General features: G+C 71.1%; 25 protein-coding genes. 7 read left to right on the plus strand and 18 right to left on the minus strand.

Translation table 11 applies throughout. The annotated features are described in order from the left end of the window. Positions 1–109 precede the first annotated feature (109 nt). The 4 genes from ACQPZQ_RS41815 to ACQPZQ_RS41830 all read right to left on the minus strand — a co-directional run bounded on the left by ACQPZQ_RS41815 (position 110) and on the right by ACQPZQ_RS41830 (position 4498). Positions 110–790 (minus strand): fasciclin domain-containing protein, encoded by a 681-nt coding sequence (locus tag ACQPZQ_RS41815; protein ID WP_433290011.1) that lies wholly within the window; start codon positions 788–790, stop codon positions 110–112. A 205-nt stretch (positions 791–995) separates the two neighbouring features. Further along, entirely contained in the window at positions 996–2588 is a 1593-nt protein-coding gene (locus ACQPZQ_RS41820; protein WP_433290012.1) for a molybdopterin-dependent oxidoreductase, read from the minus strand. An 84-nt stretch (positions 2589–2672) separates the two neighbouring features. Continuing rightward, positions 2673–2930, minus strand: a complete 258-nt coding sequence (locus ACQPZQ_RS41825; protein WP_379660299.1) for a glutaredoxin family protein — start codon at positions 2928–2930, stop codon at positions 2673–2675. Next, positions 2927–4498, minus strand: coding sequence for an AMP-binding protein (locus ACQPZQ_RS41830; protein ID WP_433290013.1), 1572 nt, complete (start codon positions 4496–4498; stop codon positions 2927–2929). The genes ACQPZQ_RS41825 and ACQPZQ_RS41830 overlap by 4 nt, the downstream gene beginning before the upstream one ends. A gap of 444 nt (positions 4499–4942) precedes the next feature. On the opposite strand from ACQPZQ_RS41830, the gene ACQPZQ_RS41835 reads away from it, so the two are divergent. The 3 genes from ACQPZQ_RS41835 to ACQPZQ_RS41845 all read left to right on the plus strand — a co-directional run bounded on the left by ACQPZQ_RS41835 (position 4943) and on the right by ACQPZQ_RS41845 (position 8548). After that, positions 4943–5746 carry a sigma-70 family RNA polymerase sigma factor gene (locus tag ACQPZQ_RS41835; protein ID WP_433290014.1) on the plus strand — a complete coding sequence of 268 codons (804 nt, stop codon included), beginning with the start codon at positions 4943–4945 and terminating at the stop codon, positions 5744–5746. A 187-nt stretch (positions 5747–5933) separates the two neighbouring features. Next, the gene (locus tag ACQPZQ_RS41840) at positions 5934–7442 is read left to right on the plus strand and encodes a DUF5667 domain-containing protein (protein WP_433290015.1); all 1509 of its coding nucleotides are present in this window, start codon (positions 5934–5936) and stop codon (positions 7440–7442) included. A gap of 233 nt (positions 7443–7675) precedes the next feature. Then, a complete protein-coding gene (locus ACQPZQ_RS41845) occupies positions 7676–8548 on the plus strand; it encodes an HAD family hydrolase (protein WP_433299641.1) in 873 nt (290 codons plus the stop codon). On the opposite strand, the gene ACQPZQ_RS41850 is transcribed toward ACQPZQ_RS41845, so the two are convergent. From ACQPZQ_RS41850 to ACQPZQ_RS41890, 9 genes are all read right to left on the minus strand, one after another. Further along, a complete protein-coding gene (locus ACQPZQ_RS41850) occupies positions 8545–9543 on the minus strand; it encodes a lysophospholipid acyltransferase family protein (RefSeq protein ID WP_433290016.1) in 999 nt (332 codons plus the stop codon). The genes ACQPZQ_RS41845 and ACQPZQ_RS41850 overlap by 4 nt on opposite strands. Before the next feature lie 679 nt (positions 9544–10222). Further along, entirely contained in the window at positions 10223–11260 is a 1038-nt protein-coding gene (locus ACQPZQ_RS41855) for an NAD-dependent epimerase/dehydratase family protein (protein ID WP_433290017.1), read from the minus strand. A 164-nt stretch (positions 11261–11424) separates the two neighbouring features. Continuing rightward, positions 11425–11526, minus strand: a complete 102-nt coding sequence (locus ACQPZQ_RS41860; RefSeq protein WP_010241351.1) for a 30S ribosomal protein bS22 — start codon at positions 11524–11526, stop codon at positions 11425–11427. A gap of 179 nt (positions 11527–11705) precedes the next feature. Next, a complete protein-coding gene (locus ACQPZQ_RS41865; protein ID WP_169399268.1) occupies positions 11706–11915 on the minus strand; it encodes a helix-turn-helix domain-containing protein in 210 nt (69 codons plus the stop codon). 225 nt (positions 11916–12140) lie between these two features. Then, complete coding sequence (gene proC / locus ACQPZQ_RS41870; RefSeq protein ID WP_433290018.1) at positions 12141–12953, minus strand: pyrroline-5-carboxylate reductase; 813 nt, start codon at positions 12951–12953, stop codon at positions 12141–12143. A 51-nt stretch (positions 12954–13004) separates the two neighbouring features. Continuing rightward, on the minus strand, positions 13005–13835 hold the full coding sequence (locus ACQPZQ_RS41875) for a thioesterase family protein (RefSeq protein WP_433290019.1): 831 nt from the start codon (positions 13833–13835) through the stop codon (positions 13005–13007). Between the two features lie 101 nt (positions 13836–13936). Next, complete coding sequence (locus tag ACQPZQ_RS41880) at positions 13937–14788, minus strand: sugar phosphate isomerase/epimerase family protein (protein ID WP_433290020.1); 852 nt, start codon at positions 14786–14788, stop codon at positions 13937–13939. After that, on the minus strand, positions 14785–16317 hold the full coding sequence (locus ACQPZQ_RS41885; protein WP_433290021.1) for a hypothetical protein: 1533 nt from the start codon (positions 16315–16317) through the stop codon (positions 14785–14787). Before ACQPZQ_RS41885 ends, ACQPZQ_RS41880 begins: the two co-directional genes overlap by 4 nt. Beyond that, positions 16314–17324, minus strand: coding sequence for a hypothetical protein (locus tag ACQPZQ_RS41890; RefSeq protein WP_433290022.1), 1011 nt, complete (start codon positions 17322–17324; stop codon positions 16314–16316). Before ACQPZQ_RS41890 ends, ACQPZQ_RS41885 begins: the two co-directional genes overlap by 4 nt. Positions 17325–17527: 203 nt before the next feature. Here ACQPZQ_RS41890 and ACQPZQ_RS41895 point away from each other — a divergent pair, with 203 nt between their 5' ends. The 4 genes from ACQPZQ_RS41895 (at position 17528) to ACQPZQ_RS41910 (ending at position 20308) form a co-directional block, all read left to right on the plus strand. Then, the gene (locus ACQPZQ_RS41895; RefSeq protein WP_433290023.1) at positions 17528–17746 is read left to right on the plus strand and encodes a hypothetical protein; all 219 of its coding nucleotides are present in this window, start codon (positions 17528–17530) and stop codon (positions 17744–17746) included. After that, on the plus strand, positions 17746–18171 hold the full coding sequence (locus ACQPZQ_RS41900; protein WP_433290024.1) for a DUF6941 family protein: 426 nt from the start codon (positions 17746–17748) through the stop codon (positions 18169–18171). Before ACQPZQ_RS41895 ends, ACQPZQ_RS41900 begins: the two co-directional genes overlap by 1 nt. Positions 18172–18502: 331 nt before the next feature. Further along, a complete protein-coding gene (locus ACQPZQ_RS41905) occupies positions 18503–19867 on the plus strand; it encodes an MFS transporter (RefSeq protein WP_433290025.1) in 1365 nt (454 codons plus the stop codon). Between the two features lie 132 nt (positions 19868–19999). After that, a complete protein-coding gene (locus tag ACQPZQ_RS41910) occupies positions 20000–20308 on the plus strand; it encodes a hypothetical protein (protein ID WP_433290026.1) in 309 nt (102 codons plus the stop codon). 61 nt (positions 20309–20369) lie between these two features. Here ACQPZQ_RS41910 and ACQPZQ_RS41915 read toward each other — a convergent pair whose 3' ends face one another. The 5 genes from ACQPZQ_RS41915 to ACQPZQ_RS41935 all read right to left on the minus strand — a co-directional run bounded on the left by ACQPZQ_RS41915 (position 20370) and on the right by ACQPZQ_RS41935 (position 24424). Beyond that, a complete protein-coding gene (locus ACQPZQ_RS41915; RefSeq protein WP_241040262.1) occupies positions 20370–21059 on the minus strand; it encodes a response regulator transcription factor in 690 nt (229 codons plus the stop codon). Positions 21060–21073: 14 nt separating this feature from the next. Next, complete coding sequence (locus tag ACQPZQ_RS41920) at positions 21074–22279, minus strand: ATP-binding protein (RefSeq protein ID WP_433290027.1); 1206 nt, start codon at positions 22277–22279, stop codon at positions 21074–21076. 153 nt (positions 22280–22432) lie between these two features. Continuing rightward, complete coding sequence (locus ACQPZQ_RS41925) at positions 22433–23167, minus strand: phosphoglyceromutase (RefSeq protein ID WP_433290028.1); 735 nt, start codon at positions 23165–23167, stop codon at positions 22433–22435. A 35-nt stretch (positions 23168–23202) separates the two neighbouring features. Further along, positions 23203–23805, minus strand: a complete 603-nt coding sequence (locus tag ACQPZQ_RS41930; protein WP_433290029.1) for an LpqN/LpqT family lipoprotein — start codon at positions 23803–23805, stop codon at positions 23203–23205. A 61-nt stretch (positions 23806–23866) separates the two neighbouring features. Continuing rightward, positions 23867–24424, minus strand: a complete 558-nt coding sequence (locus tag ACQPZQ_RS41935) for a MarR family winged helix-turn-helix transcriptional regulator (RefSeq protein ID WP_433290030.1) — start codon at positions 24422–24424, stop codon at positions 23867–23869. Positions 24425–24489: the final 65 nt, after the last annotated feature.

Here is a 24489-nt window from a genome sequence, read left to right on the forward strand (position 1 = left end):
ACGATGCCCGCTCATCGTGCGCAACATCCAAGAAGGGCCGCCGAGCGGAGCCCGCGACGAGACGGGGTCGGTCGCGTTCCACGAGGTCGAACCGGGCAGCACCGGGCCCTCAATCGGCCGGCCGGAGAACCTTGTCGATCACGAACAACGTGGCGTTCTTCGTAGGGAGATCACCGCACAGCACCGTGGCCTGTGTGCCGTCGCCGCCGGTGAGCGTCGGGGCCCCGGCCGTGCCGCCGATGGTCACCTCACCGCCCGTGAGCTCGGGGGTGGTCCCCGCCTGCACGAGCCCTGCAGCGTCGAAACGCTGCGCGACGACGTGGTACGAGAGCAGCGTGCTGAGCTGCTGCGGATCGTCCATCAGCGCGTTGTAGGCCTCGTCACCGAGCGCGGCTCTCGTCGCGTCGAACGCGGCGTTGGATGGGGCGAAGAGGGTGATGTCTCGCTGCGCGTTCAGGGTCTCGGCCAGGCCGGGCACCGCGGAGATCGCGCGAGCCAGCGTGGTGAGCGACGGGTTGGAGCCGACGGCTGCGGCCACGGGCAGGCCCGCCATCGCGGCCGCCGAACCCGGCGCGTCCCCCTGCGGCAGCGTGCTGCATCCCGGACCGAACACCTCGTCCACGGTGGTCACGCCGTCGTCGGCCGTGGCCGCGCCGGACGTCGGTGCGGCAGCGTCCGGAGCGCTGGTCGGAGCGGGCGTGGGCGGCACCTCGGAGGCACTGCAACCTGCCAGCGCCACGGCCAGGACCGTCATGGCTCCGAGTGCTGCCAGGCGCCGGGTCTGTCGCACGGATGTTCCTCCTCGGGCACTCCGGTCGCCCCGGACGCGTCGCCACCACGTTCTGCTTCGTCGAATGTGGTTCACATCCTGCGCGTCACGCTGCCGTCACGGCACAGCGCCTCCCCCATCGCGCGTCGCCTGACGAACAGCGGCCGAATCGGCCGAGCGGCAGGAAAGGCGCGGCCGACGGCAGATCGCGGCCGCGAAGTCCGGCTCAGGTGACGCTGAACGTCGTGGCGGGCCATCCCGTCGCCCCGTCCGGAACCGTGTCGGCGACGGTCTCCGTCTGGGTGTTGCCGTCGGCGTCGGTGGCCCGGGCCTGTGCGGTGTGGCTGCCCGGTGCGAGGGTCACGTCGGCGCGCCACATCCGCCAGGTGTCCCCGCTGACGTCGGCTGCGAGCTCGGCCTCCTGCCACGCCCCGCCGTCCACCCGGATCTCGACCTTGCTGATCCCGGTCGGCTGCGACCAGGCGATGCCGGCCAGCGTCACCCTCCCGCCCGGTACGGACGCGGACGAGCGCGGGGCGTCGATCCGCGCCTCGGTCTTGATCGGCCCCAGCTCGGCCCACCCGCGGTCGACCCAGTAGCTGCTCCGGGCGGCGAACGTCGTGGCCTCCAAGTCGGTGACCCACTTCGTCGCCGACACGTAGCCGTAGAGACCGGGGACGACCATGCGCACCGGGAAGCCGTGCTCCTGTGGCAGGGCCTCGCCGTTCATGCCGATCGCGAGCAGCGCGCCCCGGCCCTCCTCCAGCAACACGGACATGGGCGTGCCGACCGTGAAGCCGTCCGTGCTGGTGCTGAGCAACTGGTCGGCGCCCGGCCGGACACCCGCCTCCAGCAGGAGGTCGCGCAGATCGACACCGATGAAGTTCGCCGTCGAGATCAGGTTGCCGCCGACCGGGTTGGAAACGCACGTCATCGTGATCGTGCGCTCGACCAGCGGCCGGTCGAGCAGGTCCTGGAACCGCAGCGTGAGCTCCTTGCCGACCATCCCGTGGATACGCATCGACCAGTCCTCGGCGCGCAGCCGCGGGAGCCGCAGCGCCACGTCGATCCGGTAGAAGTCCGCGGGCGCCGTGAGGAAGGTCGGGGTGCCCAGCTGTGGGAAGGCCGCGTCCGGCGGGATCGCGGGAGCGGGCCGGGCCGGCCGGAGCGTCGCGAGCGAAGCGGTGACGGCTCGACGGGATTCGACGACACCACGGCCGAGCACCTGCCCACCGATGCCCGCTCCGATCGAGACGGCACCCACGGCGGCGGAGGACCCGATGAGGAGCGCCCGGCGCGACACCCCTGCCGTCGGCCCGGACGCGGACGGCGGATCGTCGAGCGACAGAGCGAGGTTGTGCAGCAGCCGGAACACCCCGACACCGGCGGCCATCGATGCCAGCGGCGCGAGGACGTCGAGCGGGGAGAAGACGGGCGCAGTGACCACGGCGAGGAGCCCGAGCACGCCCAGGACCACGACCACGCGCACACCCGGGGTGCGGCTGCTCCGTGAGATCAGACCCGCGGCCGCCGCAACGGCCAGCAGGATCACCCCCATGGCGCTCAGCAGAACGGCCTTGTCCGAGGTGCCGAAGGCGGTCTTCGCGAACTCGGTGACGGGCTGCGGCGCGTAGCGGATCACCGTGTCCCCGACCGCCAGGTACGGCGATGACGATGGCGAGACGAAGCCGGCCACCAGGTGCCCGAAGCCGATCGCCGCGGCGACGGCCAGCACGCCGACGAGCACGGCGGAGCCGCGCGGGATGCGGGCGCGGGTCGCCCCGGCCGGCCGGGGCGGCACCGTGGTCGTCGTGCTCACAGAGGAAGTGTGGCCCTGCGGGCTGGTGGATGGCCGCCCGAACCATGACGATTCGCGGACGGTCCGCAGGTCACACCGCTCCACTCAGGACAGCGCGGCGCGGAAGCGCGCCTCCTCGACCCTCCAGAACCCGTGTTCCTTGCCGTCGATCACGATCACCGGCACCCGGTCGCCGTACTCGGCGCACAGCTCCGCGTCGGAGTCGACGTCGACGGCGGCCCAGCTGTGGCCGAGCTCGCCGCAGATCCGGGCCACGTCGGCCTCGGCCGCGGCACAGGCCGTGCACCCCTCCCGCGTGTACAGCACGACCTTCGGCACCGCGGTCCCGTCCGCCGCCGTCACGACTGACCCGCCAGCTGCCGCCTGGCCACCTTGCCGGTGGGGGTTCGCGGAAGCGCGTCGACGAACTCGATGACCGTGGGGACCTTGAACCGAGCCAGGCGCTCGGCGCAGTGGGCGCGCACGTCCTCCTCGGTGAGCTCGGCACCCTCGGCCCGCACCACGACTGCCTTGACCTCTTCGCCGGTGACGTCGTGCGGCACCCCGACGACCGCGCCCTCCGCCACGCCCGGGAGCTCCTCGAGCACCTGCTCCACCTCGCGCGGGTAGACGTTGAAGCCGTTGACGACCACGACGTCGGACGAGCGGTCGACGAGAACCAGGTCGCCCTCGGCGTCGAAGAAGCCGACGTCGGCGGTGCGGAACCAGCCCTCCTCGTCCGGGCCACCCGCACCGTCGGGCCAGTACCCGGAGAACAGGTTCGGCCCCCGTACGGCGACCAGACCGGTGTCGTGGGTGTCGAAGTGGTCCAGATCGAGGTCGTCGAGGTCGCCGAGGTCGGGTTCGGGTTCGCCGTCGAGCGGGACGCCGTCCTTGTCGACGAGCCGCAGCTCGACGCCGGGCAGCGGACGTCCCACCGAACCGGGCTTCCCGCCGCCGTCCACCGCCGTGGTGGTCAGCACGGGCCCTCCCTCGGTGAGGCCGTACCCCTCCACGATCGTCAGCCCGGTGGCCGCCCGGAAGTCCGCGAACCACTCCGCGGGCAGCGGCGCGCCGCCAGACGTGCATAGCCGGATGCCGGCACTGACCGCGCGCAGCTCGTCCGGCGGGAGGTCGAGAAGTGCCCGGAACATCGACGGCACGCCCGCCAGCACGCTCACCCGGTGCTCGACGAGCACCTCGGCGACGTGGGCGGGCTCGAACCGCTCGACGAGGACGAGGGTGGCGCCCGCCCAGCAGACCTGCAGGAGGCCTGCGGCCAGTCCGAAGATGTGGAACAGCGGGAGCGAGAGCAGCACGCGGTCCACGGGGATGACCGGCGACGGCCGCAGCGCCGCCGTCTGCTCCCGGTTGGCGAGCAACGCGCGGTGCGAGAGCCGGACGCCGCGCGGGCTGCCCGTGGTGCCCGATGTGTAGACGAGGAGGGCGATCTCCTCCCCGTCCCCGCCGACGCCGGCGGCGGGAACCTCGGCCCGTGCCCCGAGATCGGGCGGAGCGATCACCGTGGCGCCCGTGGCGGCGGCGCAGGTCCGCGCGGTGTCGTCACCCTCCGCAGCCACCACGACGGCAGGACGGCAGTCGGCGAGCACGACCTCGAGCTCCCTGGCCACGCCGATCGGGCCGAACGGCACGGTCACGGCTCCGGCGCGCAGCGCACCGAGCAGCGCCACGCAGAAACCCGCTTCGTTACCGAGCCGGACGAGCACCCGATCACCCGCGGCGACCCCGGCACCGCGCAGACGGGCGGCCTCCGCGGAGACGGCACCGTCCAACTCGGCCCACGTCATGGTGATTCCGCTGCTCACGTCCACGATTGCGGGATGCTTCGGCACTCGGGCCGCCGCCCGGGTCACCAGATCGGCGACGTGGGCCGGTGCCCGCTCCTCGCGGCGGTTGGTCGGGCTGTACACGGTTCTCCAGGGGTCGGCGCTGCGGGCGGGGGAGCCTGCGGCGAAGTCTGGCACGAACCGCGCGGCGCGGCCGTGACGACGCTCATCGCAAACGCGCAACCCTTGCGCCTGACCGACACGCAGCGACCAGTGACGCTGACCGCCGGTAGTCGTCCACTCACCGGAACGTAGCCACGGCGAGCGGTGGTGCCTGCTTCGCCCCACTTTGCCGGTCGTATGCTCCGCCGCTACACCCGACTCGACGTTCCGACACTCAGTGATCGCCGCGAGACTCACCCAAGGGAGTGGCATGCGAACCGTTGCCGCCAGCACACCGCGGGTTGTCCCGCGGCGTCCTGTCAGTCACGGCTGCAGGACCAGCCGGGAGTCATGACCCGGTTCTCGCGTCAGCCCCGGTTGCTCCCCACTGAGACCGCCCGTCACCCGGCGGCTGGAGAGGTAGAAATGCCCCCGACCACCGCTCCCCGCGTCGGCGCGCCCCGCAGGCCGCCGCGCCCTGCTCCCCCTGACGGCCCACCGCTCCCCAGGCAGCGGCCGTACAGCTCCGAGCCCGGCCCGGCCGGTGCGCTCCTCGCGCCCTCCGGGCACCCCGCGGGCCCCGGCGAGCGCACCGACGGTTCCGACGACACCGACGGCTCGGACCATTCCGTGACAGCGAGCGCGCAGTCAGCGCAGTCAGCCGAGTCCTACGGGCATCCCGACGAGACCGGGGCCTGGGCACTGGTCAAGGCGTCCCAGAACGGCGACATGGTCGCCTTCGGCGAGCTGTTCGACCGGTACTACGAGGTCGTCTTCCGGTATGTCCTCTTCCGAATGGGCGATCGCACCCTCGCCGAGGACATCACCCAGGAGACGTTCGTCCGGGCCCTTCGCCGCATCAGCTCGGTCAGCTACCAGGGCCGGGACATCGGTGCGTGGTTCGTCACGATCGCCCGCAACCTGATCTTCGACCACGTGAAGTCCAGCCGGTACCGGCTGGAGCAGACCACCAACGAGATCATCGAGCTCTCGCCCAGCACCAGCGGGCCCGAGCAGCAGGTGCTGGACGGCGCCACCAACGACGAGCTGCTGCGCTGCGTCAAGAAGCTCAACCCTGACCAGCAGGAATGCATCCAGCTCCGGTTCCTGCAGGGCCTCTCGGTGGCCGAGACGGCAGAGATCATGGATCGCAACGAAGGGGCCGTCAAAGCGCTCCAGCACCGCGCGGTCCGCAGACTCGCCCAGCTGCTACCGGAGGGCATCCGATGAGTGGGCGCGATATCGCACAAGTCATCCAGGTTGTTACGGGTGCGGCGAATGAACGACTCAATGCGGTGAACGGTCCCGCTCCCGTAACCGGCCGGGCGACGGCTCGTTGTACAGCTGAACGTCGCGCCGCGACGCACCACCGCGGCGCGCAGACTGACAGCGCAGGGATGCAGTGAGGACGGCCAACATGCCCGCCGGACAGGGCAAGGACGCAGAGCGGTTCGCCGCCGCCGTGGAGCAGGGGACACCCCCCGGCTTCGCGGGTGACGGCGACCTCGCCCGCGAGCTGGAGATCGTGGCGATGCTGCGATCCCGAGGGGCGGCCTTCGCGCCGGACCCGGACGCCAAGGCGCGCGCGAAGCAGCGGCTCATGGCGGTGCTCGCCGCAGAGCAGGGTGACCGGAGGCCGAGAGGCCCCCAGCCGCCGGTGCCACCACCGTCGGCCGAGGAGCAGACCGCTCCGCTCGGCCGCATCAACGAGCCGTCCTTCCCGGCACAACAGGAGGGTGTCAACGCCTCCGCCGTCACTAGCAAGCTGCCGGCTTACACCGGGCGCGGCGACGAAGGCGGCGACACCACGGTCGAGGCCACGACGACCGAGGCCGCGACGGCCGAGGGGACGCCACCGTCCGCACCGGCCGGCAGGCCCGGACGGCACAGCTCGCGGCGCACCGTGAGCAGGCCCGCCGGCCGCGCCCGCGGCTCGCGCGGCCCCGCCACCACTCCGGCAGGCAGCGGTCTGCGCCGCAGGGCGGTGTTCGTGGGTTCGGCCGCGCTGGTCATGCTGCTCGCCATCGCAGGCGGCGGCGTCTTCGCCAGCCGCGACGCGCTTCCCGGCGACAACCTCTACGCGCTGAAGCGGGTGGCCGAGTCCGCAGGCCTCGCTCTCACGTTCGACGAGTCGGCCAAGGCCCGGCGCCACCTCGACATCGCCACCACCAGGCTCGACGAGGTGCAGAAGCTGGTCGACCGCACTCCGCAGGCTCCCGTCGCCCCCGACGTGTACGCGTCCGCGATCCAGGAGTTCGACGCTGCGGCAGGCGAGGGTTCACGACTCCTGCTCAAGGCCGACAAGAGCAGCACCGCCGACACCACGGCCCTCGGTGACCTGCAGAGCTGGGCTTCCCAAGAGGCGGACCGGCTCACCACGCTGCGTCCCGCCCTGCCCGACACGGCGGCTGCCGATGCCGAAGGCGCCATCAAGCTGCTCGATCGGCTCGTCGGACGCACAACGGCGCTGACCGCGCGTTCGTCCTGCTCGGAGGTCACCTCCGGCACCGACGACCTCGGCCCGCTGCCCGCCGCGGGCGCGTGCGCCCCGCGGCCGCACGACTCGGACGCCCCGGAGACGGGCACCACCGGCGGCAACGGGCGTCACCAGACCGACCAGGACCCGTCCTCGACCACGCCGGGCGAGAACGACGACCCCACCAGCGACGTGACGCAGACGCCCGGGGCCGACGAGCCGCCCTCACTGCTGCCTGATCTCGATTCCGACGGCAACCTGTTCGGCAATGACTCGAACGAGGGGTCGGACCGGGACGACACGTCCACGACCACACGGTCGCGCAACTCGGAAAACAACGACGGCAACGGCGACGACGATGACACGCCGGCGCCGGGCCTGCCGCGGCTGCTGCCCCCGGTCACGCTGCCCCCGCTGCTTCCGGGCATGCCGGGAATCACCATCGGCTGACCTGCCGATCAACCGGAGACACCCACGAGACCGCCGCGGAGAGACCCTCTGCGGCGGTCTCGTCGTCGGTCCCGCCGCCCGATACGCACTGTCCGACCGGACCCGCCCAGTAGGCTGGGGAGGGACCCGAACCGCACCCGGAGGCCTCGCACGTGGTTGCAGAAGACGAACCCGACGAGCCCCTCTCACCCATCGGTTCCGGTGAGCTGGCTGGTGCCGCGGAGACGCCCGGAGTGCTCGAGGCCGCCCACTCGTCCGATCCCGCGGTGCGCGCAGGCGAGGCCGCGGCTGCGGCCGCTGTTGCGGCAGGCGATACCGGCCCGCCCGACGTTCCGCTCACGGACCTCACCGCCGCCGCGTTCTTCGACGTCGACAACACGATGATGGTCGGCGCATCGATCTTCCACTTCGCGCGCGGGCTCGCCGCACGGAAGTTCTTCACCACCGCCGACCTCGCCGGTTTCGCGTGGCAGCAGCTCAAGTTCCGGGTGGGCGGCCGCGAGACGGCGTACTCCACCACCACCGGCCGCGACACCGCGTTGTCGTTCGTCGCCGGGCGTGGGGTCTCGGAGATCACCGAGCTGGGCGAGGAGATCTACGACGAACTGATGGCCGACCGGATCTGGGCCGGCACGCGGGCGCTGGCTCAGATGCACCTCGACGCCGGGCAGCGGGTCTGGCTCGTCACGGCCACACCCGTCGAGCTCGCGTTGATCATCGCGCGACGGCTCGGGCTCACCGGCGCTCTCGGCACGGTGGCCGAGAGCGTCGACGGGATCTACACCGGGCGTCTCGTCGGCGAGATCCTGCACGGCCCGGCGAAGGCGCACGCGGTGCGCGCGCTCGCCGTCACGGAAGGTCTCGACCTGCGCCGCTGCACGGCCTACTCCGACTCGGTCAACGACGTGCCGATGCTCTCGGCCGTCGGCACGGCCGTCGCCGTCAACCCCGACTCGGAGCTGCGGGACGTCGCGAAGGAACGTGGCTGGCAGATCCGCGACTTCCGTACGGGCCGCAAGGCAGCGCGCATCGGTGTGCCGTCGGTGATCGGTGTCGGTGCCATCGCCGGGGCCGTGGCGGCGGGTCTCGCGGCCCGCAAGCGCTAGCCGAGGAAGGCGTTGCGGCGCTGACTCAGGAGCCGGTAGAGGGTGTGCTGGATCGTCTCACGCACCTGGTCGGTCAGGTTGAACACCGTCATCGGATCGTCGGCATCCGCGGGATCGATCGTGTCGGTCGGGATCGGCTCGCCGAACTCGATGTACCACTTCGACGGGAGCGGGATCAGGCCGAGCGGGCCGAGCAGCGGGAAGAGTGGCGTCACCGGGAAGTACGGAGCTCCGAAAAGCCGGGCAAGCGGCTTCAGGTCGCCGATCTTGGGGTAGATCTCCTCGGCGCCGACGATCGAGCACGGCACGATCGGCACACCGGTGCGGAGCGCGGCCGACACAAAGCCGCCGCGGCCGAACCGCTGCAGCTTGTACCTGTCCCGGAACGGCTTGCCGATGCCCTTGAAGCCCTCCGGCCACACGCCGACGAGCTCGCCCGAGGACATCAGCCGCTCCGCGTCCGGCGAGCACGCCAGGGTGCTGCCCTGCTTGCGGGCGAGCGATCCGGCCACGGGAAGCCGGAACATCAGATCCGCGCCGAGCATCCGCAGGTGGCGGCGGGCCGGGTGGTCGTCGTGCAAGGCCACAGCCGTCATCAGCGCATCCAGCGGCAGCGTGCCCGAGTGGTTGGCCACCACCAGCGCACCACCGATGTCCGGCACGTTCCGCATGCCGATCGTCTCCACGCGGAACCACTTCTGGTAAAGCGGCCGCAAGGCGGGGAGCAGCAGGTTGTCGGTGAGGTCGGCGTCGAAGCCGAAGTCGTCGACGGCGTAGTCACCGGAGAGCCGGCGCCGGAGGAACGCGAGCGTCTCGCCGAGCGCCTCCTCCCAGGCTGCCGGTTCGGGCTCGGCGTCCGGCTCGCGCGGCAGACCGAGATCCGCGTCGTCATCCGCAGCGGCGGCGGCGGAACGACCGCTCGACTCGCCGGGGCGCCACCGCGGAAGCACCTCGTCGTCGGTGGCATGCAGCGGGATGATGCGGGCCTCGGACACGGCTCCCTCCCCTGCTGATGCCTTGGCGCGAGTACCCGGCGGCGGAAACCCCTCACGCCGGACGGACCTGCGCCGCTGTGTCATCGCTATGTCCTCGCTCATCGCACTCCCTCGCTGCGCTCGGTCGGCGCTGCGCGCAGGCGCTGTGACACTGATTCGCTCGCACGCTCCCTCATCGCACTCCCCCGCCACGCTCGATCGGCGCTACGCGCAAGCGCTGTGACACTGATTCGCTCGCACGCTCCCTCATCGCACTCCCCCGCCACGCTCGATCGGCGCTACGCGCAAGCGCTGTGACACTGATTCGCTCGCACGCTCCCTCATCGCACTCCCCCGCCACGCTCGATCGGCGCTACGCGCAAGCGCTGTGACACTGATTCGCTCGCACGCTCCCTCATCGCACTCCCCCGCCACGCTCGATCGGCGCTACGCGCAAGCGCTGTGACACTGATTCGCTCGCACGCTCCCTCATCGCACTCCCCCGCCACGCTCGATCGGCGCTACGCGCAAGCGCTGTGACACTGATTCGCTCGCACGCTCCCTCATCGCACTCCCCCGCCACGCTCGATCGGCGCTACGCGCAAGCGCTGTGACACTGATTCGCTCGCAAGCTCCCACGCTCGACCGGCGCTACGCGCAAGCGCTGTGCCCGTCATCGCAGTCATTGCAGTCATCGCAGTCATCGCAGAGTCCTCGCAGCGGCGAGTACCCGTCGCTCGAGCGACTCGACCTGCTTCGGACCCAGCACGGGGCGCAGCGCGCGACCACGCACGTAGTCGTCGAAGGCCTGGCCAGTGGTCCAGCGCGGGCTGAATCCGAACTGGTGCTTGAGCCTGCTGTTGTCGACCACGCGGCCGAAGTTCAGCAGCCGCATCTGCTCCGGTGAGAAGTCGACCAGCCGCGCGCTGCGAAAGACGCGGCTGACGGGCCCGACCGCGGGGCTCGGGACGGGGACGGGTATGCGGCCGGCCCTGCGGATGGCCTGCGACAACAGCAGCACGCCGTCGGCGGCCACGTTGAAGACGCCGGGGATGTCCTCGCTGGCCGCTCGTTCGAGCACGGCGAGAGCGTCCTCTTCGTGGAGCAGCTGCACCCGCGCGTCGTAACCGAGAACGGTGGGGACGGCGGGCAGCGAGAAGTAGCGGGTGAACACGGTGTCGATGCGGGGCCCGATGAAGTTGGTGAACCGCAGGACCGTGACCGACACGTCAGGACGGCGACGCGCGAACCCACGCAGGTAGCCCTCGATCTCCGCGGCGTCCTTCGCGTAGCCGCCGGACGGGAGGTCCTTCGGCGTCATCGACTCGTCGAAGATCGCGGGGTCGCGCGGACTGGAGCCGTACACAGCGGTGGTGGACTTGAGCACCATCCGCTGCACCGTGGGCGCCTTCTGGCACGCAGCGAGAAGCTGCATCGTGCCGATGACGTTCATCTCCTTCATCGTCGTGCGGCCACCGGACGAGCCGGGGTTGGCCGAGAGCGATGCGTGGACGACGGTGTCGACAGAGGCTTGGGAGATGACCTTCGAGATCAGCGGGTTACGGATGTCGGCGCGAACGAACTCGGCACGCCCCATCCGACGCAGTAGATCTCGCGGGGGCGGCACGGTATCGACGGCAAGAACCCGCTCGATAGCGGGGTTGGCCGCGAGGCGGGCGGCAAGGTGACCACCCAGGAAACGGCTGACCCCGGTGACGAGCACGACGGATGGCGTCATCGGCTCTACCCCAGGCTTGCGATCGGATGCATCGAGTGACCGATGCTAGACCCCCGGGGGCTCCAAAGGGCACGAGGTGAGCGGGCACACCGATGCGGGCGACAATCGCACCACCAGCGGGTGAACCGCGGCGCGGCCGGCGACACGGGCGCCGGCCGCTGCGATCACTTGCCGAGCTTGCGACGCTGCACGCGGGTCTTGCGCAGAAGCTTGCGGTGCTTCTTCTTCGACATCCGCTTGCGGCGCTTCTTGATGACTGAACCCATGCGTGGCGACCCTTCCTGGTCGTGGCGCGGCCCGAGGAGGGCCACTGATGTGTGCGGTGTGCCCGGACGGCTACCGCGCGACGGGCGCGCGTCTGGCCGGGCGATGACCGGGCGCCCACTCTACCGGGCAGTTGACACCGCTTTGCGCCCGCCAGCCGTACGTCAGCTCTACTGCGTCCTCAACCCGCGTCGAAGTACGCGGTGCGGAGGTACTCCTCGACCGCGCGCTTGGGCACCCGGAACGAACGGCCGACACGTGCGGCAGGCAGGTCCCCACCGTGCACCAGGCGGTACACCGTCATCTTCGAGACCCGCATCATCGCCGCGACCTCGGCCACCGTCAGGAATTGCACCTGCGCGAGGTGGATCTCAGGGGGCTCGGACGGCATCCGATCACCGCTTTCGTGGTCGCACCGGACGTCCCCGGCTGCGGCCGGGTACGGCTCCAGATGTTCCCCGTGAGCTTAGCGGTGCCCTTGTGACGGCTTCGACACCCCCAGGGCACTCCGGGGCGGAATTCAGCCCCGCGTCAGGGTGACCTCACTAGGCCGTTCGGGCCTAGTGCCCGTCCGAAGGGTCAGCACCGCCCGGCCGCACCCCCCTCGGAGGGATGATCAGCCTTGCTCCGCCGCCCTGCCCAGCTCGACCGACCTGTCGCGCGCCGCCTCGATCGCTGCGATGAGCGCCGCCCGCACCCCGTGCCGCTCGAGCTCCCGGATGGCCGCGATCGTCGTGCCTGCCGGAGAGGTGACGGCCTCGCGGAGGATCACCGGGTGGTCGTCGGACTCGCGCAGCATGCGGGCTGCCCCGAACGCCGACTGGATGATCAGGTCGGCCGCCACCGCCCTGGGCAATCCGAGCAGGATCCCGGCGTCGATCATCGCCTCGACGAGGAAGAAGAAGTACGCCGGCCCGGAGCCGGACAGCGCCGTGACGGCATCCTGCTGCGACTCCGGCACGCGAACGACCCGGCCAACGGACGTGAGCAGCTTCTCCACCGTGGCGAGGTGGTGGTCGGCCGCGTGGCTGCCCGGGGAGATGGCGCTCATCGCCTCGCCCACCAGCATCGGCGTGTTCGGCATGACCCGGACGACAGGCGTGCCTGCCGGCAGCGCGCCCTCGAAGAGCGCCGTCGGCAGCCCCGCGCACAGCGAGACCACCAGCGTGCCGGGTCGCAGAGCAGGCCTCAGCTCGGCGAGGACGGGCGCAATGTCCTGAGGCTTGACGGCCACGACGATGATGTCGGCGATCTCAGCGGCGGCGGCCACGTCGGCCGCAGCCACCCCGAGACGCGCGGTCAGCTCTTCGGCCCGCTCCGGGTGTCGCTCGGTGAACACGAGTTGGTCGGCGCCGTGGCCGGCGGCGAGCAGGCCTGCCAGCAGCGCTTCTCCGATCTTCCCCGCTCCGAGCACCGCGATCCGTGTCATGCACGTGACGGTAGCCCGCGCCGCGCGGACGCCCTCGTCGGCCGCTCCCGGTCAGCGCGCGAGCGGAGCGAGAGCCAGTTGCCTCGCCTGACAGACGAGCCTGCCCGCCGAGTCGATCACGGTGACGTCCTCGTCGAACCAGGGGCCGAGAAGGGCGCTCGACCGCCCCTCCATGCGCAGCCACCCCGGGGCGGGACGGGCCCGCACGAGGGCCGTGAGCTGCACCGTGGGCGCCCAGCCCGCCTCGCCCAGGTTGAACACCGACGGCGGCAGGATGTCGCCGGCCAGGAGAGCGAAGAGGACGTCCGTCGGCTCCCCGTGTGGACGGGCCCAGCCGCGGAGCACCGGCCGGCCCCGCTCCCCGCGGAGGTACGCGAGCGTGGGGGTGTCGAGCCGCAGATCGCACGCATGGTGGAGGGAGCTCGACGCGCGCCCGGCGCTCGGGTCGGTGGCGTCAGCAGGCGGTTCGGCGGGCAGGTCGGGCAGGTCAGCCCAGCGCGGTTCGTCGTCGGGAAGCCGGCCTGCGGTCAGCGTGGCCGCCAGCATCGTCCTGCCGTCCTGGATCATCCGGACCGCCACCACCGAGGCCGTGCGGCCCACCTTGAGCACCTCGGTGCCCAGCTCCACGGGGCTGAGATCCGGAGCGCGCAGGAAGTCCGCCGACACCGACAGTGGGTCGGGGGCCGCTCCCGGCGTCTCCGCGTCGAGCCGGGCCAACCCGGCCTTCGCGAGCAGCGCGAGCAGAAAGCCACCGTGCGCCTTGGGACCGAAGGACCAGTCCCGTCCGAGGTCCGCCTTGTACCGCCCGTCGCCGAGGGGCTCGAGGGCCGTGGCCTCACTGAACGGCTTGGCCGCCGAGCGGACATCGGCGCCGGCCGTCACCGCGCACCGCCACCGCGGGCAGGATGTCGATCGCGAAGATGCACTTACCAGAACTATCACCGCGAGGGCACCAGACCCCAGCGGTTGCGATGTGACGTTGTCTACCAGCCGGTGTGCGCGGCCTTCTTCGCCCGCGTGGCGTCGGCCGTCGGCTGCAGATGCAGCCGCGCGAACAGCAACGACTCGGCCAGCAGCTCCGTGCGGTCCTGGCGCGTGCGGCAACGCCTCGTACTCACCTCGACGACGACCACCCCGCCGAACCCGCTCGCGGTGAGCCGCTCGCAGACCTCGGCGCAGGGCTGGGTGCCACGTCCCGGCACAAGGTGCTCGTCGCGGGCGCTCCCGCTGCCGTCGGCCAGGTGGACGTGGGTGAGCGCGCTGCCCATTCGCTCCAGCATGGCGAGCGCGTCGGAGCCCGCGGCCGCGGTGTGCGACAGATCGAGCGTGTAGTGCGCGTACCCGACGTCGGTGGGGTCGTAGCCCGGGCTGTAGGGCACCGTGCGCACGGTGGAACGCATGACCGGGTACATGTTCTCCACCGCGAGTGCGACGCCGACATGCTCCCCGGCGCGTGCCACCTCGTCGGCGAACTGAGCCACGTACTTGCGCTGCCAGCGGAACGGCGGGTGGACGACCACCGTGCGCGCCCCGAGGGTGGCCGCGGCCGACACGGACCGACGGATGCGGACGATCGGGTCGGAGTGCCACACGCGCTGTGAGATGGCCAGGCAGGGCGAGTGCACGGCCAGCACCGGCACACCGTGGCGCTCGGCGAGCCGGTCGATCGCGGCGACGTCCTGGCTCACCGGGTCGGTCCAGACCATCAGCTCGACGCCGTCGTATCCGAGTTCCGCGGCCAACTCGAACGCCGCCGCCGCCCGCTCGGGATAGACAGAGGCGCTGGAGAGGGCAACGGGCGCAGCAGGCCGGACCTCGGACCGCACCGTCGTCATCTCCCGAGGAGTACGAGGAGCGCCGGCGAGACGGTGAGGAGCAGGCCCACCAGAACTGCGAACAGGGTGGTGCGCATGTCGTTGTTGCGCAGAAGGGCCCGCACGATCACGACCAGACCGGCGGTGACCAGCACCGCCGCCGCGAGCGCCACCACCGGGAGGCCGCGCCACAGGAAGCGGAAGCCCACCCAGAGGGCCGCGCCACCGATCGCGCCGACGATCCACTGCGCAACCACGGCGGCCCAGACCTGACCCGCGGAGTCGGCCAGGTTGGGCAGGCGCTGCCGCCGCCCGGCCCGCTCGCCGGCATCGTCCGGCTCGCCGTCCTGGTCGTCGTGGTCGAGGTCGTCCTCCGGCTCGCCGTGGTAGTCGGCGTCGCCGTCGAAGTCCTCGCGATCGGTGCGACCGAGGCCTGCCGGGTGGTCGAAGTCCAGGGGCGCGGCTGCCTCGGTGGGCGGGCCGCCGTCGTCGGCGGGGGCCCCGCGCCGCTCGAGCGTGCGATCGTGGTGCCACGCCTCCGCACCAGCGGGGGCGATCCCGATCTCGGTGGCCGGCCCGGAGTCGCCGTCGGCGCCGAACTCCGGCCGAGCACCAGGACGAGGCGGCGCGCCGCGGCCGGGTGCCGGGGCGTCCAGCGCACCGGAGCGCGCATCCCGGACCGGTGCGATCAGCTCGGTGGGACGTTCGCGCACCACCGGCGCAGGCCGATCGCGGACGACCGGCGGGGCCGGGCGGACCTCGGAGTCACGGTCGACGCGGGGCGGCGGCAGCGGATCACGCTGCCGGGGCTCCCATGTCACGCCCTCGCGCGGACGGCTGTCGCGCTGCGGCTCGCGTGGGGGGAACTCGCGCGCCAGCGGATCCCGCGACCCGGGCTGCCGCGGAGCGGCTTCCGGCTGACGGGGTTCGCGCGGGGGCAGCGGGTCGATGCCGAGCGGATCGCGCTGCTGCGGTTCGCGCACGCGTGCCTGCGGCCCCGGAGACTGTGCCTCCCAGGGCTGCGGCTCCCGCGGCCGAGCCTCCCGCGGCGGCGTGTCGCGCTTGATCGACTCCCAAGGCGGTGCCTCCCGCATCCGCGGCTGCTGCGGTTCGCGCGGCTGCGGCTTCGGGGACTGAGCGTCCCGGGTGCGGGACTCCCAGGACTCGCGCGGCAACGGCTCCCGCGGCTGCGGCTCCCAGGAGGGTGCGTCGCGTGAGCTCGACTCCCACGGCGGCGCCTCGCGCGCCCGCCGCTCACGCGGCTCCTGATCCGACTCCCACGGCTGTGGCTCCCGCTCCGGCTGCCGGAGCGGCTGCGACTGGGCCGGCGGCACGCGCTCGCGCAGCATGGACCGGTCGGGCTCCGCCGTGGGTTGCCACTGCGGCCCGAACGTCCCGGTCACATGGCCGGGCGGCGGCGCGTCGTCCTCACCCGGCACGTCGTCGGCAGCCCGCCGGCGACGGCGACGGCCGGTCGCACCGGAATCGCCGTGCGCTGCAAGCAGCTCGGCGACAGTGCGCTGACGCGGGTGGTCGGTATCGGAACTCATCCCGTACACCGTGCCTCGTACGAGGTCAAGCATCCAAGTCCACTCAGGGCGTCCTGCGCCGAGCGGTCTGTTTGGGCCATTCCATCGAGCGTGTCCAGCCTTCTGAGGATCACCCCTTCGCGTAATGCCCAGGGGCAGAGCTCGAGCTGGACCACCTCCAGAGCCCGCATCGTGGCCTCCGCGACCAGCGCGCCCGCGACGAGTTGGTGGGCCCGGCTGGGGCTCACGCCGTCGAGCTCGGAGAGGTCGCCGGAGGACATTCGCGTGATGAACGCGGACAGCTGGCGCAGCCCTACGTGGGTGAGCACCCGGCGCGCCCGCGGGCCTGCCCCCGCGGGAGCAGCGCCCGTGAGCCGGGCCAGCGAACGGAACGTCTTGGACGTGCCGACCGCGAGGTCGGGGGCGCCGGCGACTCGCAGGCTGCGGACCACGGGCGCGAGCTGATGGTCGAGGTGCTCGCGCAGCCGGTCGATCTCGGTGCGCGGCGGTGGGTCGCTGCGGAACCACTCGCGGGTGAGCCGCCCGGCGCCCAGCGGCAGCGACTCGGCGACAGCGGGCAGCTCGTCGAGTCCGGCTGCGAGCTCCAGTGAGCCGCCTCCGATGTCGAGCACGAGCAGCCGCCCGGCCGACCAGCCGTACCAGCGCCGGACCGCGAGGAAGGTGTAGCGGGCCTCGTCGGGGCCCGGGAGGATCTCCAGCGCCACCCCTGTGCGCTCGCGCACCTCGGCCAGCACCGCCACGGAGTTCGTGGCGTCGCGCAGCGCGGAGGTGGCGAACGCGAGCAGGTCGGCGCACCCCGCCTCCGCCGCCGTGGCACGTGCTCGCTGCACGGCCCGGACGAGCGCCTGCGCACCGGCCAAGGTCAACGCCCCCGACGGATCGAGGTGCTCGGCGAGCCGTAGCTCGACCTTGTCGGACATCATCGGCGTCGGGTGCCCGCCACGGTGAGCGTCCACCACGAGGAGGTGGACGGTGTTGGAACCGACGTCGAGCACACCAAGGCGCACGTGATCAGGTTACTGCGCGCCCGTGACGTGCCCGTGACCGATCCCGTAACAATGAGCGACGGCCCATCACGTACTGCCACCTTCTCCCGGACCGCCCGAACGCCCGGTTGTGCGTCTGACGTCGGGTTTCGGTCGACCCGCGCGTTGATCGCTGCGCGCGCCGGGTGCTGACATCGCCGGTTCGTGGGGACAGGATGGTGGTCATGGCTGAGGGGCCCGAGATGGACGACCACGACATGACGGCGGCGGCGCAGGCAGGGGGAGACCTCGCACGGCTCATCCGAAGCCGGGCCGAGTACACGGCATCGACGAGCCCGAGCGCGGCCATGGCCCCCGCCTACTCCGAGAACGTGCACCTGGAGCTGCCGTTCGGTGGCTTGCCCGCCGGAACGAACCTGGCCGCCATCGGGCGCGCCAACTGATGGCATCACCGCTCGACATCAAGCTGATCCTCTGCGACGCCGCGGTAGCGGACCATTCCGGGAAGCTGCACATGCTCGGCGCGGGCTGGTCGGTCACCAGTTCACCGACCGCTCCACAGGCAGTGGCGCTGTTGATCAAAATTCCCTGGGACCGCGCGAACCAGAGGCTGCGCCTCGAACTGAAGTTGCTCGATCCCGACGGCCACCAGGTCACCCTTCCGGGAATGGACGGCAATCAGCTCGCGATCGGCCATGCCGGCGAGATCGAGGCAGGCAGGCCACCGGGGGTCGCCGCGGGCAGCATGCTGGACGCCGTGCTGGCGATCTCCATTCCGCCGATGCCGTTGCCACCCGGCCGCTACGAATGGCGGCTCGACCTCGCCGAGCACACGGTGAGCGAATCGTTCACGGTGCGACGCAAGTAGCCGGGCACCGAACCCGGAAAATCGGAACTGCACCCCGATGTGTCGGTCGGACCATGCCGCGGCGCGGGATCGAATGCGAACCGGCGCCTGAGTGAGCTTGGATACAGCCACTGCGGCCCGGCCGAAGGTCGGCCGATACTTGATCCCGGCCTACGACAGGGAACGCATCCGAGATTCTCGGATATCTGGGCGTATCGCGAGAAAGCACGGAGTTCGGTGTGTTTTCCGCGCTGCGCCGATTCCGGGAGGAACAGGACACAGCAATGAGCAATGACCCGGGAGAGCAACTCGAGAACCGGGGCCACGGGCCGCTCCACGCTCCCCGGCCGGCATGACCGCGGTCGCCACCGGGGCGCCCTCGCGCGGCCGGATCGCGGTCGCCAGCTGTATCGGCACGGCGATCGAGTTCTACGACTTCTACATCTACGGAACCGCGGCCGCGCTGGTGTTCGGCAAGCTCTTCTTCCCGTCGTTCTCCGCGACGGCCGGCACGCTGGCCGCGCTGGCCACGTTCGCGGTGGGTTTCATCGCCCGCCCGCTCGGCGCGGTGGTCTTCGGCCATTTCGGTGACCGGCTGGGTCGCAAGCGGATGCTGATCGTCTCGTTGCTGCTGATGGGGCTCTCGACGGTGCTGATCGGCTGCGTGCCCTCCTATGCCTCGATCGGCGTGGCGGCACCGGTCCTGCTGGCGGTTCTGCGTTTCCTGCAAGGCATCGGACTGGGCGGCGAATGGGGTGGCGCCGTGCTTCTGGCCACCGAGTACGCCCCGTCGCGCAGCCGAGGCCTGTACTCCGCCTTTCCGCAGATCGGCCCGGCGATCGGGCTCGTGCTCGGGAACGTGTTGTACCTGGTGATGGGCTCGGTCATGAGTCCGGCGGCGTTCGTCTCGTGGGGCTGGCGCATTCCGTTCTGGGCCTCGGCCGTGCTTCTCGTCATCGGTTACTACATCCGGATACGAATTGCCGAGACGCCGGTTTTCCGCGCGGCGCTGGACGCAGGCCAGCGGGTTCGCGTGCCATTCGTCGAGGTGTGGCGGCGCCAGCCGGGAGTGCTCGTGCTGGCCACGCTGGGGTTCGTGCTGGCGATCATGCTGTTCTACGTCATCACGACGTTCTGCCTGTCGTACGCCACAGGAACTCTGCACATCGACAAGACCACGATGCTGATCGAGGAGATCGTGGCGGCACCGGTGATGGCCGCATCGACGCTCGGATTCGCGGCGCTCTCCGACCGGGTCGGCAGGCGCCCGGTGTGCATCGCGGCGGCCGTGCTGTCGGCGGTGTGGGCCTTCCCGCTCTTCTGGCTGATGCAGACCCACCGGCCGTTGCTGATCGGGGTGGCCATGGTCGTCGGGCTGCTCTGCTTCGGCCTGATCTACGGGCCGCTCGGCGCGTGGTGCCCCGAACTGTTCCGCGTGCGCTACCGCTACACGGGCGCCTCGTTCGTCTACGGCGTGGCCGGGATCGTCGGCGGCGGCATCAGCCCCCTGGTGGCCACCGACATACTCGCCGGCACCCACTCCACGACCGGGATCTCCTGGTACATCATCGGGATCGCCGTGCTCTCCCTGGTATGCCTGCCGTTCCTGGCCGAGACCCGCACCGCCGACTACAGCGACGGCCTCCTCGCCCGGGAACACCGGGATGCGCCTGCCCTCGCACGGGGGCAGCTGGGCTTCCGGGGCCGCACGGCCTGAGGCCACCGGCAGGGTCGTCGTGACGCCCGCCGGTGGATCGGGGGTCAGCTCTCGAACGGGCAGCTGTCCCGCTTCTCGGCGAGAGTGCCTGATCCGCGATGATCAAGTCTCCGAGGTGGAGGAGATCGCAACATGACGAATCTTGAAAGCATCGGTCAGCCCACCACGGGCCTCGCCGACCAGCTCACGGATCGCGAGGAGCGCGTCGAGCACGCACGCACAGAGTTCAGCGCCAACGTGGCCAAAGCGCTGGCGGACATCGCAGTGAGCTTCGACGAACTCGACGAGCTGAGCATGAATCTGCAGATCGTCCAGTACGACGAAGACAGCACGGCCGGTAGCGACATTCGCCAACACCTGTACGACGCAGAGCGCTCTCTGCGAGCCGCGCAGGCACTACATCGTCTCGTGGTGGTCCCACGTCTGGCCGAAACCGACTGATCGGGCCCTTACGACGCCCCTGGAGCCTCGCACGAGGCCCCGGGGGTGATCGTTCGAGCCTTCAGCTCTCGAACTTGTAGCCCAGCCCCCGCACGGTGACCAGGTGCTTGGGAGCGGAGGGGTCGGCCTCGACCTTCGACCGCAGCCGCTTGACGTGGACGTCGAGGGTCTTGGTGTCGCCGACGTAGTCGGCTCCCCAGACCCGGTCGATCAGCTGGCCGCGGGTGAGCACCCGGCCCACGTTGCGCAGCAGGTACTCGAGCAGATCGAACTCCTTGAGCGGCAACGCCACGTCGTCGCCGTTGACCGACACGACGTGCCGCTCGACGTCCATCCGTACCGGGCCTGCCTCCAGCACGCCGGGCAGTCCGTCGGTCTCGGTGACGCCGTCGCCGCCGCGGCGCAGGACGGCGCGGACGCGCGCAATGAGCTCGCGGGCCGAGTAGGGCTTGGTGACGTAGTCGTCGGCGCCGAGTTCGAGGCCGACGACCTTGTCGATCTCGCTGTCGCGGGCCGTCACCATGATCACCGGCACGGTGGAGCGGGAGCGCAGCGCCTTGCAGACATCGGTGCCGCTCATGCCGGGGAGCATGAGGTCGAGCAGCACGATGTCGGCGCCGTTGCGGTCGAACTCCTCGAGCGCGTCCTGCCCCGTGGCTGCCACGGCGGTGGTGAAACCCTCCTTGCGGAGCAGGAAGGCGAGGGGGTCCGCGAAGGACTCCTCGTCCTCCACGATGAGCACTCTGGTCATGGGTTCCTCCCAGCTCACCCGACTCGATCGGGTAGTTCTGGCCGCCGGACGAGGTCGGCCGGGGCGCTGCCGGCGCTGTCCGCGCCGGACTCGTCGTCAGGCTCCGCGTGGGCCGGCAGCCGCATGGTGAATGTCGATCCAGTGCCCGGACTGCTCCAGAGCCGGACTTCGCCGCCGTGGTTGGCGAGGACGTGTTTGACGATCGCGAGACCGAGCCCGGTGCCCCCGGTGGCGCGCGACCGCGCCGGGTCGACGCGGAAGAACCGCTCGAAGACCCGCTTCTGGTGCTCGGGGGCGATGCCGATGCCGCGATCAGTGACGGCGATCTCCACCCATTCACCCGCGCGGCGCCGGGAGACCGACACCGACGCCTCGGGCGGCGAGTACGCGATCGCGTTCTCGACGAGGTTGGACAGGGCCGTGACCAGCAACGTCAGGTCGCCCTCGACCTCCAGGCCGGTCGGGCTGTCCACGATGATCTCGATATGCGCGGACTCGGCGGAGAGCCGCGAGCGGGCGAGCGCCTCGCGCACCACTTCGTCGACGTCGACGACCCCCATCTCGGGCAGTCGCTCGGCCCCGGTGAGCCGGGAGAGCGCGATCAGCTCCGTGACGAGGTTGCCCAGCCGCGTGGCTTCGTTGAGGATCTTGGTGCCGAAGCGGCGCACCTCGACCGGGTCGTCGGCCGCGTCGAGCACGGCCTCGGCCAGCAGCCCGACCGCGCCCACGGGCGTCTTGAGCTCGTGGCTCACGTTGGCCACGAAGTCGCGCCGGGTGGCCTCCAGCCGCACGGCGTCGGACGTGTCACCCGCCTCCACCATGGTGAAGCCGTCGCCGAGGGGGCGGACGTGAGCCAGCACCGCGGCGGGCTGGCGTCCGCGGTGGTCGAGCGGCGACAGGTCCACGGCGATCGACGCCCCGGACTCCAGCACCTGCTGGCAGACGGCGGCGGCACGGGAGTCGGGACGACCGAGACGGACGACCCCGAGTTCTACGGCGCGTGCGTTGTGCAGCACCACCTCACCGCCACGGTTGAGCACCACCAGGCCCTCGTCGGCCGAGCGGAACACCCGTTGGAGGAGGTCCGCCATGGGCGGGCCGGGGGAGGGTGCAACGCCGACCGGGGTGGCGACGGCCCGACGACGAGCCAGCCAGGCCCCGACTACGAGGCCGAGCACGAGCGCGCCGACGGCGATCGCCACGCACACCAGCGGGTTCACAGACCGCATCGTAGGCAGCACGGCAACGGTAAGGGCCAGTTCATGTGCAGGTCGTGATCCTGATGACGTCGCAGAACGCCAGATTTCGACCGCAGTTCACAGCACGTTCACCCGGCCAGGAATCAGCACAGGACGGCTGCGAAGGGACAGACCTCAGCGACCCTGTGCCGCCACCGCCGCGGCGGCCGTGAGGGCGGCCTCGGGATCCAGGTACGTGCCGCCGGGCTCCGTGGGCCGAAGGTCGTCGTCGAGCTCGTAGCGCAGCGGGATGCCCGTGGGGATGTTCAGCCCCACGATGTCGCTGTCGGAGATCCCGTCAAGGTGCTTGACCAGAGCGCGCAGCGAGTTGCCGTGCGCGGCGAGCAGAACGACCTTGCCGGCCCGCAGGTCGGGCACGACCGCCGACTCCCAGTACGGCAGGAAGCGCTCGACCACGTCGGCGAGGCACTCCGTTCGCGGAACCTCGATGTCGTGGTAGCGGGGGTCGCCGTCCTGGCTGAACTCGGAGCCGAGCTCGATGGGGGGCGGCGGGACGTCGTACGAGCGCCGCCACTCCATGAACTGCTCCTCGCCGAACTCGTCCAGCGTCTGCTTCTTGTTCTTGCCTTGCAGCGCGCCGTAGTGCCGCTCGTTGAGTCGCCAGTCACGGCGAACGGGGATCCAGTGGCGGTCGCACGCGTCGAGGGCGAGGTTCGCCGTGGAGATCGCCCGGCGGAGCACGGAGGTGTGGACGACGTCGGGCAGCAGATCCGCCTCGCGCAGCAGCTCACCGCCGCGGCGGGCCTCCTGCTCTCCCGTCTCGGACAGCGGCACGTCCACCCACCCGGTGAACAGGTTCTCGGCGTTCCAGACGCTCTGGCCGTGTCGCAGCAGCACCAGTGTTCCCATGGCGGCAACTCTGCCAGGCGCGGGGCGACACTGGCTCATGCGTCGACCGTCAGGCTCCGGAGTGCGGTGTCGAGCACGGGTTCATAGGTCTCCCAGTCGTCCGCCAGCGACGTGCCCGTCGCCACGATCGCGGAGCCGTCGTGCACGGCGAACAGCTGCTCGTTGCGCAGTTCGAGCCCCGACCCGGGATCGACGAACGTCCCGCCGAGCAGATGCGCAGGCGTGCCGTCGCGCAGCACGAGCGACTCGTCGGTGGTGGAGGCGTAGCCGTCGAGGCTCGTCAGCTCCTGCCGGGCGCCGGTGACGGCGGTGGACAGGTCCACCGGTGAAGGGACGACGAGCACGTTGATGTTGGCACTGAACCCCCGTGCCTCAGTGGCCGCTGACCGGGGTTCCAGGAACAGCGCCGCCGTCCCCTGCTCCCCGCTGTCGTCGATCACCCACTTGGCAGGCGGGTTGAGCGTGAAGCGGCCCTGCGCGTCCTTGAACGGCTTGCCCGACGGCGCCGAGGCCGGAGCGGCGGACGACGAGCCGCTCGCCCGGGCGGGAGCAGCGACGCCCGCAACGGTGGTCGAGCAACCGGCGAGCGCCATTCCCGCCACCAACACCAGCGCCAAGCCGCAGCGTGTGCCCCACATACCGCCCCCTTCCGACCGAGGGGCACATGATCACCCATGGTCGGACGGACGGGATCAGCGGCTACGAACTACGCGAGTCGGGACAGGGCTGCTCGGCCTTCCTCGCGGCCTCGCCCGAGCGCTCGATGATGCTCTCCAGCAGAGCCTTACCCCGGTGCTCCACCGTGAGCCCGCCGAGCACGACGGTGCAGATCTCCCGCAGCTGCGACACCTGCTCGGGCGTCAGGCGGTCGAACATGAGCTCGCGCACGGTCCGGACGTGGCCCGGTGCGGCCTCGGCCAACGCCGCGAAGCCGTCGTCGGTGAGCTGGGCGAGCGTGCTGCGCCGATCGTCGAGGCAGGGCACCCGGCGGATCCAGCCGTTGCCCTCGAGCCGGGCCACGGCATGGGAGAGCCGGCTCTGCGAGCTCTGCGTGACGGCGGCGAGGTCGCTCATCCGCAGCGTCCGCCGCGGAGAGTCCGAGAGCATGGCCAGGATCTGGTAGTAGGCGTGCGACATCGACGCCTCACGCTGCAGCTGCCGATCCAGCGCGGCTTCCAGAAGTGTGGTCGTGGCCACGTAGGACAACCACGTCTGCAGCTCATCGGGCGTCAGCCAGCGTTCCTCGTCACCATCCACAGCCTCAGCGTACCTAGAAGTTGAACCCTCACATTTTCTGACGTACCGTCGTGTTCGACACAGAC

Source organism: Pseudonocardia sp. CA-142604, from assembly GCF_050948475.1.
GTDB classification, from domain to species: Bacteria; Actinomycetota; Actinomycetes; order Mycobacteriales; family Pseudonocardiaceae; genus Pseudonocardia; species Pseudonocardia alaniniphila.

Bases quoted from the DNA above. Each gene is read 5' to 3' on its own strand.
- ACQPZQ_RS41835 (WP_433290014.1), top strand. From the start codon at position 4,943: ATGCCCCCGACCACCGCTCCCCGCGTCGGCGCGCCCCGCAGGCCGCCG.
- ACQPZQ_RS41840 (WP_433290015.1), top strand. From the start codon at position 5,934: ATGCCCGCCGGACAGGGCAAGGACGCAGAGCGGTTCGCCGCCGCCGTG.
- ACQPZQ_RS41855 (WP_433290017.1), bottom strand. From the start codon at position 11,260: ATGACGCCATCCGTCGTGCTCGTCACCGGGGTCAGCCGTTTCCTGGGT.
- ACQPZQ_RS41860 (WP_010241351.1), bottom strand. From the start codon at position 11,526: ATGGGTTCAGTCATCAAGAAGCGCCGCAAGCGGATGTCGAAGAAGAAG.
- ACQPZQ_RS41865 (WP_169399268.1), bottom strand. From the start codon at position 11,915: ATGCCGTCCGAGCCCCCTGAGATCCACCTCGCGCAGGTGCAATTCCTG.
- proC (WP_433290018.1), bottom strand. From the start codon at position 12,953: ATGACACGGATCGCGGTGCTCGGAGCGGGGAAGATCGGAGAAGCGCTG.
- ACQPZQ_RS41880 (WP_433290020.1), bottom strand. From the start codon at position 14,788: ATGACGACGGTGCGGTCCGAGGTCCGGCCTGCTGCGCCCGTTGCCCTC.
- ACQPZQ_RS41885 (WP_433290021.1), bottom strand. From the start codon at position 16,317: ATGAGTTCCGATACCGACCACCCGCGTCAGCGCACTGTCGCCGAGCTG.
- ACQPZQ_RS41895 (WP_433290023.1), top strand. From the start codon at position 17,528: ATGGCTGAGGGGCCCGAGATGGACGACCACGACATGACGGCGGCGGCG.
- ACQPZQ_RS41900 (WP_433290024.1), top strand. From the start codon at position 17,746: ATGGCATCACCGCTCGACATCAAGCTGATCCTCTGCGACGCCGCGGTA.
- ACQPZQ_RS41905 (WP_433290025.1), top strand. From the start codon at position 18,503: ATGACCGCGGTCGCCACCGGGGCGCCCTCGCGCGGCCGGATCGCGGTC.
- ACQPZQ_RS41910 (WP_433290026.1), top strand. From the start codon at position 20,000: ATGACGAATCTTGAAAGCATCGGTCAGCCCACCACGGGCCTCGCCGAC.
- ACQPZQ_RS41915 (WP_241040262.1), bottom strand. From the start codon at position 21,059: ATGACCAGAGTGCTCATCGTGGAGGACGAGGAGTCCTTCGCGGACCCC.
- ACQPZQ_RS41925 (WP_433290028.1), bottom strand. From the start codon at position 23,167: ATGGGAACACTGGTGCTGCTGCGACACGGCCAGAGCGTCTGGAACGCC.
- ACQPZQ_RS41930 (WP_433290029.1), bottom strand. From the start codon at position 23,805: ATGTGGGGCACACGCTGCGGCTTGGCGCTGGTGTTGGTGGCGGGAATG.